Origin of the sequence: Actinacidiphila sp. bgisy160 (assembly GCF_965342435.1) — a bacterium.
Taxonomy (GTDB): domain Bacteria; phylum Actinomycetota; class Actinomycetes; order Streptomycetales; family Streptomycetaceae; genus Actinacidiphila.
Genome location: NZ_CBDRCM010000151.1, coordinates 1 through 597 on the forward strand (window position 1 = coordinate 1; position 597 = coordinate 597).

A 597-nucleotide genomic window follows, 5' to 3' on the forward strand; every position below is an offset into this window, starting at 1 on the left:
GGCGCCGTCGGTGGGGTACTGGTATTCGGTGACCAGGTCGGGGACGTCGTCGATGCGGGGTTTTTGGGTGATGGAGGTGACGACGTACTTGTTGAACCAGTCGATGGTCTCCTGCTCGGGGTCCGGGCTCCAGTAGACCGGGTAACAGCGGGTGCCGTTGGCCTCGGGGTCGGGGTGGGCGGAGGTGGCCATGGAAGGGCAGGGATCGGAGTATTCGACGTCGATCTCACCGCCGTACTCGGTGACGACCCGGCGGATCCGGAGCCGGTCGAACGCCGGCCTGGGGTCGCCGCTTCCGGTGGTGACCCGGTTCGGCATCGCCTGGTTGTTGTGGGAGAACTCCACCGCGTTCACCTGCTGCGTGGAGCCGTCCACGGCGTAGCCGGTGCGCTGGATCGACTCCAGCCACAGCGGCGGGGCGGTGTCGGTCAGGGTCCGCGGGAAGGACTGGGTCAGCAGGTACTTGTCGACCTTGCTCAACGTGGTGGAGCCCTCGGTGCGCTGCGCCTTGGTCGTCACCGACGACAGGCGCTTGCGGGACCAGAACGTCGGCGCGCCCACGGGGCAGCGTTTGCCGGCGGTTCCGTCGCAGTACAG

Annotated in this window: 1 protein-coding gene; it reads right to left on the reverse strand. The window is 67.8% G+C overall.

Annotated features, from left to right (window positions below):
- Positions 1-561 (reverse strand): hypothetical protein (locus tag ACRWNP_RS37195; protein WP_431969445.1); only part of this gene is annotated, 561 nt, incomplete at its 3' end.
- Between the last annotated feature and the right edge of the window lie 36 nt (positions 562-597).